10 protein-coding genes are annotated in these 12727 nt (G+C 64.9%); 5 read left to right on the top strand and 5 right to left on the bottom strand.

Annotated elements, in window-relative coordinates; genetic code table 11:
- Positions 1–42: 42 nt before the first annotated feature.
- From AWY79_RS00475 to AWY79_RS00460, 4 genes are read right to left on the bottom strand one after another with little or no spacing between them, the layout of a single operon-like run.
- Positions 43–765 (bottom strand): OmpA/MotB family protein, encoded by a 723-nt coding sequence (locus AWY79_RS00475; protein WP_066799036.1) that lies wholly within the window; start codon positions 763–765, stop codon positions 43–45.
- Positions 766–768: 3 nt separating this feature from the next.
- Positions 769–1590 carry an OmpA/MotB family protein gene (locus AWY79_RS00470; protein ID WP_066799034.1) on the bottom strand — a complete coding sequence of 274 codons (822 nt, stop codon included), beginning with the start codon at positions 1588–1590 and terminating at the stop codon, positions 769–771.
- A gap of 21 nt (positions 1591–1611) precedes the next feature.
- On the bottom strand, positions 1612–2373 hold the full coding sequence (locus AWY79_RS00465; RefSeq protein ID WP_066799032.1) for a motility protein A: 762 nt from the start codon (positions 2371–2373) through the stop codon (positions 1612–1614).
- Positions 2374–2391: 18 nt separating this feature from the next.
- Positions 2392–3102 (bottom strand): YggS family pyridoxal phosphate-dependent enzyme, encoded by a 711-nt coding sequence (locus tag AWY79_RS00460; protein ID WP_066799030.1) that lies wholly within the window; start codon positions 3100–3102, stop codon positions 2392–2394.
- A 370-nt stretch (positions 3103–3472) separates the two neighbouring features.
- Here AWY79_RS00460 and AWY79_RS00455 point away from each other — a divergent pair, with 370 nt between their 5' ends.
- The 4 genes from AWY79_RS00455 to AWY79_RS00440 all read left to right on the top strand — a co-directional run bounded on the left by AWY79_RS00455 (position 3473) and on the right by AWY79_RS00440 (position 8429).
- A complete protein-coding gene (locus AWY79_RS00455; RefSeq protein ID WP_066799027.1) occupies positions 3473–4279 on the top strand; it encodes a FadR/GntR family transcriptional regulator in 807 nt (268 codons plus the stop codon).
- A complete protein-coding gene (betA, locus tag AWY79_RS00450) occupies positions 4276–5922 on the top strand; it encodes a choline dehydrogenase (protein ID WP_066799026.1) in 1647 nt (548 codons plus the stop codon). The genes AWY79_RS00455 and betA overlap by 4 nt, the downstream gene beginning before the upstream one ends.
- A gap of 2 nt (positions 5923–5924) precedes the next feature.
- Positions 5925–7400 carry a betaine-aldehyde dehydrogenase gene (gene betB / locus AWY79_RS00445; protein WP_066799023.1) on the top strand — a complete coding sequence of 492 codons (1476 nt, stop codon included), beginning with the start codon at positions 5925–5927 and terminating at the stop codon, positions 7398–7400.
- Between the two features lie 75 nt (positions 7401–7475).
- Positions 7476–8429, top strand: coding sequence for an ABC transporter substrate-binding protein (locus tag AWY79_RS00440; RefSeq protein WP_066799021.1), 954 nt, complete (start codon positions 7476–7478; stop codon positions 8427–8429).
- A 68-nt stretch (positions 8430–8497) separates the two neighbouring features.
- Here AWY79_RS00440 and AWY79_RS19515 read toward each other — a convergent pair whose 3' ends face one another.
- Positions 8498–9628 (bottom strand): twin-arginine translocation signal domain-containing protein, encoded by a 1131-nt coding sequence (locus tag AWY79_RS19515; RefSeq protein ID WP_066799019.1) that lies wholly within the window; start codon positions 9626–9628, stop codon positions 8498–8500.
- A 355-nt stretch (positions 9629–9983) separates the two neighbouring features.
- On the opposite strand from AWY79_RS19515, the gene topA reads away from it, so the two are divergent.
- Positions 9984–12395 (top strand): type I DNA topoisomerase, encoded by a 2412-nt coding sequence (gene topA / locus AWY79_RS00430; RefSeq protein ID WP_066799017.1) that lies wholly within the window; start codon positions 9984–9986, stop codon positions 12393–12395.
- Positions 12396–12727 lie beyond the last annotated feature (332 nt).

Raw genomic sequence — 12727 nt, 5'->3', positions numbered from 1 at the left:
TATACCGTCAATCGGGTCAGTTTTCCAGACAAAGTTTAGACTCTAGTAGCCGCCGATGGGCTTGGCGGTCTTGAGCAATATCTCCACCCGCCGGTTCTTGGGCGAGGCCACGGGCCTGCCCAGCTCGTTCACGGCCGGGAAGGCGTTGCCGTAGGCGGAGAGCGAAAATCTCGAATTGGGTACGCCCTTCTCCACCAGGAAGGCGAGCACGGACAGGGCGCGGTCGCCGGACAGGTCGAGCGGAGTCTGCGTGGCGTCGCTCTGGTCCGTGTACCCGGCCACGTTGATGGGCGCGTCGGTCTGGGTCATCATCGGCACCAGCTTGGCCATCAGGAACTTGCCCCGGTCGGACAGCTCCGAGCCGCCGGGCGCGAACAGGATCTGGTCCGTGAAGACCAGGGCCACGCCGTCCTGCTTGGCCAGGACGTCCAGGTTCTGGTCCAGCTCGGACTTGCTGATTTCGTCCGGCAGGACGTCGTCCGGGTAGAGCAGGTCCTTGATCCGCTGCTGCTTCTCCAGCACCTCCCACGGCTTTTCCATGAGGTCCACGATGAGCCGCTCCTTGGCGTTGACCCGGCCCGAGCCGCGCTTGTCGAGCAGGCCGAGGTCCGCCGTGGTCAGGGTCACCTTGGTCAGGATGGAGTTGTCCATGGAGGCCATGGTCAGCAGGAGTACGAAAAAGGTCAGCAGCAGGGTCATGAGATCCGAAAAGGTGATCAACCAGAGGGCCAGCGGCGGGCAGACTTCCTTCTTCTTCCTGGCCATGGCCTACCTCAGCTCCTCGGGCGTGGAGACGTCGAACTCGAAGCCGTTTACGGTCATGCTGTCCTTCCGGTCCCTGACCACGGGCATGGCATCCACGATGCGGTCGCCCAGCCGGCTGGACCGCTTGTCCAGGACGATGTCCACGCGCCGGTTGCGGCTGCGGTTCTCTGCGGTGTCGGGCGGATAGTGGGGCCGGTACTTGCCGAACGCCTCCACCCGGATCATGTCCGGGTCCATGCCCTTGTCGAGCAGGTAGCGGTAGATGGCCAGGGCGCGGTTCAGGGAGAGCTTCCAGGAGAGATCGGGGTTCTGCTCGTCGTCGCCGGGCTGGTAGTCCAGGTCCCGCTCGTCGCGCAGGTCCGAGGTGTGTCCGGCCAGGAGCAGCGGGTATTTGACCTGGAGCAGCAGCGGCAGGAAGCGGTCCAGGGTGGCCAGCCCCTCGGCGCTCAGGGTGAAGCCGTCCGGGGCGAAGAGCAGCCGCGCGTTGATGGACAGGATCTGGACGAACCGGCTGGAAGAAAAGTTGATGTCCTGGTCCACGTTCTCCCATTTCAGGGCCTGGAGCGGCTCCAGGTCGCCGGTGTCGATGGGGCCGGGCTCCACGGTCTGCTTGGTGTCCTTCTTGGAGAACACCTCGTAGCTCGCCTTGTCGAAGCCGAAGGTGCCGATGATGGACCCGAGCGCCACCAGCTTGCGGCGCTGGTCGATGGTGGCCATGGACACGAGCAGGATGAAGAAGGTCAGCATGAGGGTCATGCAGTCCGCGAACGTGACCATCCAGAGGGGGATCTCCTCGCAGATCAGTTTTTTCTTCTTCTTGGCCATGGCGTCCCCCGGGGACCGAGGTTAGTCCGAGATGATCCGATCCTTGGGCGGCAGGTAGCTGTTCAGCTTCTCTTCGATGATGCGCGGGTTCTCGCCCTTGGAGATGGACAGGATGCCCTCCATGATCATCTCGCGCAGCAGGATTTCCTCCTTGCTGCGCGCCTTGAGCTTGCCCGCCATGGGGATGAGGATCAGGTTGGCGATGAGCGCGCCGTACAGGGTGGTCAGCAGGGCCACGGCCATGGCCGGGCCGATGGAGGACGGGTCGGACATGGTCTGGAGCATCTGCACCAGGCCGATGACCGTGCCGATCATGCCCATGGCCGGGGCCAGGGTGCCCAGCGCCCCGACCACGTCAGCGCCCGTGGCGTGGCGTTCGCCCAGGTACGAAATCTCGGTTTCCAGGATCTCCTGGATGGTCTGCGGCTCCAGGCCGTCCACGGTCAGCTGGAGCCCCTTGCGCATGTAGTCGTCGTCGATCTCCTTGATCAGCGGCTCCAGGGACAGGATGCCCTCGCGGCGGGCTCGGTTGGCGTAGTCCTTGAACCGCTCGATGATCTCGGAGGGCGAGTCCAGGCTGGTGAAGAAGGTGTTCTTGATGACCCCGATGACGCCGATGATGTAGTTCATGGGGTAGTTGACCAGTCCGGCGCCGATGGTGCCGCCCACGACGATCAGCAGGGAGGGCACGGACACGAAGATGATCAGGCTGGAGCCGGTCATGATCGCCGACAACACCAGGCCGAACGAGAGGACGATGCCGATTATGGTTCCGAGATCCATACAGTTGCCGCCTTGTTCCTATCCTCGCGGGGGCCGCTCCCCGAAAATTCGCGTTCCTATGCGCACCAGCGTCGCGCCCTCCTGCACCGCCGGGATGAAGTCCCCGGTCATGCCCATGGAGAGGTGCGGCAACCGCATGCCCAGCCTCGTTTCCAGCCCGTCGCGCAGCTCGCGCAGACGGGAAAACACCGGCCTCGCGCCCTCGGGATCGTCGAAAAACGGCGGCATCGTCATCAACCCGACGAGACGCACGCCCTTCAGCGACAGGACCTCCTCGGCCAATCGGGGCAGGCTCTTCTCCGGAACTCCGGACTTTTGTACCTCGCCCGCAATATTCACCTGAAGCAGAATGTCCTGGACCAATCCGAGGCTCGCGGCCTTTTTGTGCAATGCCTGGGCCAGCTTGGAAGAGTCCACGCTGTGCACCAGGGTGAAATTCCCGGCCACGTATTTGGCCTTGTTGGACTGCAACCCGCCGATGAAATGCCAGTTCACCGGCAGCCCGGCCAGCGCTTCCTGCTTGGCCAGGGCCTCCTGGACGTAGTTCTCGCCGAACTCGGTCTGGCCGCTTTCGGCCAGGTCGCGGACGTCCGACGCCGGGTGCAGTTTGGACACCGCCACCAGGGTCACGTCCTCCGGGGCGCGGCCCGCCTCCTTGGCGGCCCCTGCCAGGGCTTCTCTCACGGCGGCCGCACGCTCGGCCAGTTCCCGTCTTCTTTCGTTCGTCACTTGTCGTCCACCCCGGCCCTTGCGTCCCAATGGCTCTTATCGGTCCGATTATCAATTAGTTTAATGAATTATTGACGGTTTTCACGCTTCCCGCCTGTCCGAGTACGCTTATACCACGACTCGGCCACTCCTAACTACCCGAAATTTTGCCGGAAGTGTAACCATTGAGAAAAAGCCAATATTCTCGAAAATTTATGTCTAGATTTACTCTAAAAACCATCCCCCGACAGGCGAAAGCCCTTGTCCCGCCCCGAAAACAAGACCGGGTTGACGCCGGGAGAAATGTACGGCTATAATGGTCCTACCAAACAAGGGCCTTTCTTCAAAAATCAATGCAAAATGCCGTTTGATCGGCGCATAGGTAGTGCCAATGAGCGAGACAGCCAAGGTTCATCATCTGTTTTTGCCGGTGCGGGCGGGCCGCGCCAGCGAAGAGGTCGCGTTGCAGATCGAGGCCGCCATCGTGGACGGCAGGCTGACCCCGGGCGAGCGGCTGCCGAGCGAGCGGGAGATGCAGACCCGGTTCGGCACCGGACGCGGCGTGGTGCGCGAGGCGATCAAGATATTGCAGCAGAAGGGACTGCTCGGTGTGAAGAAGGGGGCCAAGGGCGGGGCGTACGTCCGGCAGCTCGACGTGGGCAACGTGTCCGAGTCGCTGGCCCTGTTCCTGAAGCAGCACCCGGTGGAGCCGGAGAAGCTCATCGAATTCCGCGAGACCCTGGACCGGGCCATAACCCAGATGGCCATGGCCCACGGTCAACCGGCGGAAAAGGAGGCCCTGGTCCGGGAGGCGTCCCGGCTGGAATCCATGCTCGACGCGCCCGATCCCGATTTCGAGGCCACCAGCGAGCTGGACCGGAAATTGAACCTCGACCTGGCCCGCATGGCCCGCAACCCGTTGTTCGAATGGGTCATGCACGCGCTCCAGATGGGATTCAGCTCCCACGACTACGCCCTGTACCGGGACCCCGACTACCGGAGGAGGGCGGCGGCCAACTGGAGCGACACGGCCAAGGCCATCGCCGGGGGCGACGTCATGCGCGCCCTGGCCTACATCGGACACCACTACGTGCTGCTGCGGCAGTGCGTGGAGGAGCGCGGCGTGCCGACCAACGGGCTGGGCGCCGAGTTCCTGCAGGAAGACAATCAACAGCCAAAAGAGAGAAAAGCCGAATGAAGCAATACGATTACATAATTGTAGGCGGCGGTTCCGCCGGTTCCGTCCTGGCCAACCGCCTTTCCGCGAACCCCAAAAACAAGGTCCTGGTCCTGGAGGCGGGGCTTCCCGACTTCAAGCTCGACTTCCGCATCCACATGCCCGCCGCGCTGACCTATCCGCTGGCCGGGAAGACCTACAACTGGTGGTACGAGTCCGACCCCGAGCCGCACATGAACAACCGCCGCATCTACCAGCCGCGCGGCAAGGTCCTGGGCGGGTCCAGCTGCATCAACGGCATGATCTACATTCGCGGCAACGCCATGGACTACGAGAAGTGGGCCGAAGAGGACGGCCTTGACGAGTGGTCCTATGCGCACTGCCTGCCCTATTTCAAGCGGTTCGAATGCCGGACCGCGGGCGCGGACGAGTACCAGGGCGCGGTCGGCCCCCTGTACCTGACCGAGCCGGAATGCGACAATCCGCTCTTCGACGCCTTCTTCGGCGCGGTCCAGCAGGCGGGCTATCCCGTGACCAAGGACGTCAACGGCTATCAGCAGGAAGGGTTCGGCAAATTCGACCGCAACACCCACCGGGGCCGCCGCTGGAACGCGGCGCGGGCCTATGTCCACCCGGTCAAGAACCGCCGCAACCTGACGGTCAAGTGTTTGGCCACGGCCACCCGCATTCTCTTCGAAGGCAAGCGCGCCGTGGGTGTGGAATACGCCCGTGGCCGACGCCTGCACAAGGCCTACGGCGGCGAGGTCATCTCCTGCGGCGGGGCGATCAATTCCCCGCAGCTGCTCCAGCTTTCGGGCGTGGGCAACGGCGCGGAGCTGAGCGCGCTCGGCGTCAACGTGGTCCACGACCTGCCCGGCGTGGGCGAGAACCTCCAGGATCACCTGGAGCTCTATGTCCAGTACGCCTGCAAGAAGCCGGTCTCCATGTTCCCGTGCCTGAAGTGGTACCGGCAGCCGTGGATCGGCATGAAGTGGCTCTTCGGCCAGACCGGCGAGGCGGCCACCAACCATTTCGAGGCCGGCGGCTTCATCCGGAGCAACGACCAGGTGGAGTACCCCAACCTCCAGTACCATTTCCTGCCCATCGCCATCCGCTACGACGGCTCGGCCCCCAACGAGGGCCACGGCTACCAGGTCCACGTCGGCCCCATGAACACCGATGTGCGCGGGCATGTGAAGATCAAGTCCGACGATCCCGCCGAGCACCCGTCCATCCTGTTCAACTACCTGTCCACGGACCAGGAGCGCAGGGAGTGGGTGGAGGCCATCCGCAAGACCCGCGAGATCATGACCCAGCCCGCCTTCGACGAGTTCCGGGGCAAGGAGCTGGCGCCGGGCGCACAGGCGCAGACCGACGAGGAGATCCTCGATTTCGTGGCCCGCGAGGGCGAGTCCGCCTACCACCCGAGCTGCACCTGCGCCATGGGCACCCACGACATGGCGGTCACCGACCCCGAGCTGCGCGTGCGCGGCGTGGAAGGGCTGCGCGTGGTGGACGCCTCGGTCATGCCCTACGTGACCAACGGCAACATCTACGCCCCGACCATGATGATCGCGGAAAAGGCCGCGGACATCATCCTCGGCAACACGCCGCTGCCCCCCGAGCACGCGCCGTTCTACAAGCACGAGCGGAGGGAGGCGTAGCCATGTTGCTGGGCAACCATTACATCGACGGGCAGTGGCGCGGCAGCACGCACGGCGGCAGGCGCGAGATTCACAATCCCTTTGACGGCTCGGTCATCGCCGTGGTCGCCGAGGGCGGGCGCGAGGACGCCGAGGCCGCCATCGGCGCGGCCCGGCACGCCTTCGACCAGGGCGGCTGGCCGCAGACCCCCGCCGTGGAGCGCGCCCGGCTGCTGTTCCGGCTGGCGGACCTCATCGAGCGCGACTCCGAGGAGCTTGCGCGGCTGGAGAGCCTCGACACGGGCAAGACCGTGGAGGAGAGCCGCTGGGACATGAGCGACATCATGGGCATCTTCCGGTACTTCGCCGGGCTGGCGGACAAGGACGGCGGCGAGACCATCGCCTCGCCCAACCCGAACTCCACCAGCCGCGTGGTGCGCGAGCCGGTGGGCGTGTGCGGGCAGATTTCCCCCTGGAACTACCCGCTGCTCCAGGCGTCCTGGAAGATGGCCCCGGCCCTGGCCGCCGGTTGCTGCATCGTCATGAAGCCGAGCGAGATCACCCCGCTGACCACCCTCAAGGTCACGGAGCTGGCCGAGGAGGCCGGGTTCCCGCCCGGTGTGGTCAATACCGTGCTCGGTTCCGGCCCGGAAGTGGGCGCGCCCCTGTCCGAGAGCGACGACGTGGACCTGATCTCCTTCACCGGCGGCATCGAGACCGGCAAGGCGATCATGCGCTCGGCAGCCGGGAACGTGAAGAAGGTCGCCCTGGAACTGGGCGGCAAGAACCCGAACATCATCTTCGACGACGCGGACCTGGACCTGGCCGTGGACCACGCCCTGAACGGCGTCTTCTTCCACGCCGGGCAGATCTGTTCCGCCGGGGCCAGAATCCTGGTCCAGGACAAGCTCCACGACCGGTTCGTGGCTGCGCTCAAGGCGCGCATGGAGCGCATCGTGGTCGGCAACGGATTCGACGAGAAGACCCAGATGGGACCGCTCATTTCCGCCGCCCACCGGGCCAAGGTCGAGGAGTACGTGGCCATCGCGGTCGCCGAGGGCGCGAACCTGGTCCTGGGCGGCAAGCGGCCCGACGACCCGGCCCTCGCCGACGGCTACTTCTACCTGCCCACGCTGTTCACCGACTGCGGCAACCACATGCGCATCGTGCGCGAGGAGGTCTTCGGCCCGGTGATCACCGTGGAGCGGTTCACGGACGAGGCCGAGGCGGTCTGGCGGGCCAACGACACCATCTACGGGCTGTCCGCCGGGTTCTGGACCCGCGACCCGGACCGCATGGAGCGGGTTTCCGCCGCGCTGCGGTTCGGCACGGTCTGGGTCAACGATTTCAACGTCTATTTCGTCCAGGCCCCCTGGGGCGGCTACAAGCAGTCCGGCCTGGGGCGCGAACTGGGGAAGATCGGCCTCGAAGAGTACACCGAGGTCAAGCACATATACCGCAACCACGCCACCGAGCCGCTCAACTGGTTCGGGGCGTAGGCTGCAGCGCATTTCGCGTGCGGGAGCGGCCGGCCACGGGCGGGCCGCTCCCTCAACCGCAACATGGGAGGTTTGATGTCCATCGGCTTACGACGCATTCTCGCCGTCGCTTTCATTGTCGCAACACTGTTTTGTTCGTCCCTCACGGCTTTTGCCGCCGACAAGATCACCATCGCCAGCGTCTCCTGGACCGGCGTGACCATCAAGTCCGAGGTGGCGGTCAACGTCCTCGAAAGCCTGGGCTACCAGGCCGAAAACAAGGTCTTTTCCGTGCCCATCGTCTACTCGGCCCTGTCCACGGGCGATGCCGACGTCTTCTTCGGCAACTGGATGCCCTCCATGGCCAACGTCGCCGACAAGTTTTTCGACAAGGGCACGGTGGTCAAATACGTGGCCAACATGCCCGGGGCCAAATACACCCTGGCCGTCCCCACCTACTGCGCCGAGGCCGGGCTCAAGGACTTCAGCGACATCGCCAAATACGGCGACAAGCTGGACTGGAAGATCTACGGCATCGAGCCGGGCAACGACGGCAACCTGATCATCCAGGACATGATCGACAAGAACCTGTTCGGACTGGGCAAGTTCAAGCTGGTCGCGTCCAGCGAGGTGGCCATGCTTTCCGAGGCCCAGGCGTTCGCCGCCAACGACAAGTGGATCGTTTTCCTGGGCTGGGCGCCGCACAGCATGAACGAGCGCATCGACATGACCTACCTGACCGGCTCCACGGCCGATACCTTCGGCGACAACAACGGCACGGCCACGGTCTGGACCAATATCCGCAAGGGGTTCGACAAGGACAATCCCAACGTGGCCAGGCTGTTCAGGAACATGGTCTTCCCGGTGGACATGATGAACCAGATCATGACCGCCGTGTACAGGGACAAGGGCCTGAAGCCCGTCCAGGCGGCCCTGGCCTGGCTCAAGGACCATCCCGACATGTACGGCAAGTGGCTGGACGGCGTGACCACCGCCGACGGCAAGCCCGGAGCCGCCGCCTTCAAGGCGTATCTCGACTCCAAGGTCTAGCCGCCCCCACCCGCAAAAAGAACAGGGAGCCGTTTCGCAACGGCTCCCTTTTTTGTTGGCCGGCGGGGCTAGGCGGGGATGACGATGGTGTGGATGGTCCGCACGAGCTCGGCTTCGCCCTTGGCTGCCATGGTCTCGTACAGGGACATGATGGTCGCCTGGGAAAAGACGTAGTTGCGGAACTGGTTGAACGGCTTCTTCTTGAGGTCGGCCGGGGCGATCTTGTAGTCGCGCACGGCCACCTTCTCCATGACCGGGATGAGCCACTGGGCGGCGGGGACGGTGAGCACCCAGTCGTGGTCGCCCAGGTGGGTGACGAATCCTTCCTGGCGGCGGGGCAGGGGCAGGGTCTTGCCGCCGGGAGCGAGCAGCCCGTATGCCACCGGGTCCTTGCCCGCGATGATGGCGGCTGCGGTCAGCCAGCCGACCACCTGGGCCTCGTCGGCCTCGGTGCGCGGGTGGTTGTGGGCGCACGCCTGGGCCACCACGATCTCGGCGGGCAGGCCGCGGACGATGGACTCGGCCACGCCCAGGACGTGGTGCTCGCCGGTCCCGGCCAGGGACAGCTCGGTCCGGGATTCGCCGTTCTTGTTCCACTGGAAGACCCACGGCTTGTGCAGGTCGTGGAGCAACTGGGCGGCCAGGACCACGTCGCGGTCGAGCATGTAGTCGTACACTTCCCGGTAACCGTCGTACAGGGCCATGGACACGCGCACGTTCAAGCCGGTGTGGGTGCACAGCCCGCCGGGGTAGGCGTGGTGGCTCTGATAGCCGCTGCCGGGCGCGGACCAGAACGGCTGGGGCGCGACGGCGCTGCCCTGGGACGGGGGCAGGAAGTCGGCCTCGGCCACGTCCTTGAGCAGCCCCTTGGCGGTCAGCTCGCTGTACACTCCCTTTTTCTCGGCGCTGCCCAGGGCGCGGGTCAGGGTGGGCGAGGGGTTGTCCAGGATGGCCTGGACCTTGGCGCGCACGGCCGGGTTGCGGATGGCCGAGGCCGCCTGCCGGATGGACTGCCAGGAGGCGGAGACCGGACCGGAGGCGTCGGCCATGGCCTGCGGGTCCATGGCCAGACATTCGTCCAGGCTGACGGTGGCCGGTGAGGCCTGGGCCGTGGCGGGCAGGGCGGCCATGGCCAGGGCCACGCCCGCAAGGCCGCCCAGTTTCATGAAGTCGCGGCGGTTGAACAGTTCGGAAGGCATAGTTTCTCCTTGGATTCAAGCGGGTTGGAATGTCCAAGAAGTATACGTCGCGGATTCGTCGATTGGCCGACGGACAGGTGACCGTCGGTTACCTGAAAATGAAGAATCGGTAACGGTGGGGCCATGCCGACTTCGGGAAAAAATCACAATTCACCCATTATCTATATATAGAGGCTTGACGAGCGGGGGAAAAAGCGGGCATAGCTCCCCCTCAGCCCGCCGGGAAGGGACGTTCGGGACGGCCGGACCCCGAAAAACGGCGGAACAGACCGGAAAATCTAGCAGTCTGTTGAAGAATGCGCGAGTGCAGGAGCGCAATCGCGCGCTGTTCAACAGCCTGATATGAGAGCCGAACATGCCGAAAGACCTGATCATCGTCGAGTCCCCCGCCAAGGTGAAGACCATCTCCAAATTCCTGGGCAAGGATTACATCGTGGACGCCTCCGTGGGTCACGTGCGCGACCTGCCCACCCGCGACCTGGGCGTGGACGAGGAGAACGACTTCGCCCCCCACTACGAGGTCATCCAGGGCAAGGAGGACGTGGTCAAGCGGCTGCGCGCCGCCGCCAAGAAGGCGGACACCGTCTACCTGGCCCCCGACCCCGACCGCGAGGGTGAGGCCATCGCCTGGCACGTTGCCGAGCTGCTCAAGCCGGTCAACGACAAGATCAGGCGCATCCAGTTCAACGAAATCACGGCCCGCGCGGTCAAGGAGGCCCTGGAGCACGCCCAGGACCTGAACGAGAACCTGTTCGACTCCCAGCAGGCCCGGCGCATCCTGGACCGGCTGGTGGGCTACAAGATCTCCCCGATCCTGTGGAAGAACGTCAAGCGCGGCATCTCCGCCGGGCGCGTCCAGTCCGTGGCCCTCAAGATCCTGGTCGAGCGCGAAAAGGAACGCCGCGCCTTCAAGGCCGACGAGTACTGGCCGTTCAAGGTCCTGCTCGAAGGCGGGAACCCGCCGCCGTTCTGGATGGACCTGCACAAGCTGGAGGACAAGGCCGTCAAGCCGGGCGCCAACCACGTCTCCACCGCGAGCGAGGCCGAGACCCTGCAGCAGGAGCTGGAAAACGGCGCCTTCACCGTGGACTCCGTGCAGGAGAAGCAGCGCAAGCGCGAACCCCTGCCGCCCTACATCACCTCCACCCTGCAGCAGGACGCCAACCGGCGCATGGGCTATTCCGCCAAGCGGACCATGTCCATCGCCCAGCGCCTCTACGAGGGCGTGGAGCTCGGCACCCGGGGCACCACCGCGCTGATCACCTACATGCGTACCGACTCCGTGCGCATCGCCAAGGAGGCCCAGGACGCGGCCAAGGAGCTGATCCTGGACCGGTTCGGCGCGGACTACTACCCGCCCAAGACCCGGAATTTCAAGACCAAGGGCGGCGCGCAGGACGCGCACGAAGCCATCCGCCCCGTTGACGTGACCATCACCCCCGAGAGCGTGAAGTCCTTCCTGCCCGGCGAGCAGTACAAGCTGTACCGTCTCGTCTGGCAGCGGTTCGTGGCCTCGCAGATGGCCGCGGCCACCTTCTGGGACACCACGGTGCTCGTCTCGGCCCCGCGCACCGTGTGGCGCGCCAAGGGCGAGCGGCTGCTCTTCGCGGGCTTCCTGGCCGCCATGGACAAGGCCAAGTCCGAGGACGAGGCCGAGCTGCCCAAGCTCTCCGAGGGCGAAGTCCTCAAGCTCAACGAGCTGAAAAAGGAACAGAAGTTCACCCAGCCGCCGCCGCGCTACTCGGAAGCCTCCCTGGTCAAGACCCTGGAGGAGCTCGGCATCGGCCGCCCGTCCACCTACGCGGCCATCATCTCCACCCTGCTGGAGCGCGAGTACGCCCGCCAGGAGGAGAAGCGGTTCGTGCCCACCGAGCTGGGCTTCACCGTGTCCGACCAGCTGTCCGAACACTTCCAGGCGCTCATGGACGTGGGCTTCACCGCCCAGATGGAGACCATGCTCGACGACGTGGCCGACGGCAAAAAGGACTGGAAGGAACTGCTCAAGAATTTCGGCGGCGATTTCTATCCCACCCTGGAAAAGGCGCGCACCGAGATGGGCCGCTCCCAGCAGGTCACGGACATCAAGTGCGAGAACTGCGGCAAGCCCATGGCCGTCAAGTTCGGCAAGACCGGCGAGTTCCTGGGCTGCACCGGGTTCCCGGCCTGCCGGACCATCAAGAACTTCACCCGCGACGAAGAGGGCAACATCGAGGTCGTGGACCGCGAAAAGCCCGAGGATACCGGCGTCACCTGCGAGAAGTGCGGCCGACCCATGGCCATCAAGCAGTCCCGGCGCGGCGAGTTCCTGGGCTGCACCGGCTACCCGGACTGCAAGTCCATCGTCAACTTCACCCGCGACGCGGACGGCAACATCCAGGTCGTGGAGTCCGAAAAGCCCGAAGTGGTCGGCACCTGCCCGGACTGCGGCGGCGAGCTGCTGCTCAAGAAGGCGCGCACCGGCTCCCGGTTCATCGCCTGCTCCAACTACCCGGACTGCACCTATGCCGCGCCGTTCTCCACCGGCGTTCCCTGCCCCAACGAAGGGTGCGACGGCGAACTGGTCGAGAAGTCCTCGCGCCGGGGCAAGCTCTTCTACTCCTGCTCCGCCTATCCCAAGTGCGACTACGCGGTCTGGAACTGGCCCATCAAAGAGGAGTGCCCCAAGTGCGGCCACCCGATCCTCACCCGCAAGGCCACCAAGGACAAGGGCGAGCACATCGCCTGCCCCAAGAAGGGCTGCGGATACACGAGGCCAATCGAAGATTAGGCCTCGTGTATCCGGCGGCGGCTTCCGATAGCGGGCCATTCGCACATTTTTTCAGGGGGGCTTTCATCCTCACGTAGACGGCTACGCTGCGGTGAAAGCCCCCCTGAAGAAAATGCACGCCTGACCCACTCTCGAAAGCCTCGCTGCGTACGATCGCGGGGGAGAGAGCCGCTGTCGGGTGCTGAAGCACCCGAGTCGCTCCAAAGAGGTGGCTTGTTCCTTTCTCCGTGCGGGGGTAGAGCCGCTGTTTGAGGCTGTGCCTCAAAAACGCTCCAGAAGAGGGCCGTTGTTTGTTACGCCGTGCGGGAACTGGAGCCGCTGTTTGAGGCTGA

Origin of the sequence: Pseudodesulfovibrio indicus, from assembly GCF_001563225.1 — a bacterium.
GTDB lineage: Bacteria > Desulfobacterota > Desulfovibrionia > Desulfovibrionales > Desulfovibrionaceae > Pseudodesulfovibrio > Pseudodesulfovibrio indicus.
The sequence above is the reverse complement of the archived record's forward strand: the minus strand, read 5'-3'. Positions and strand labels throughout refer to the sequence as shown.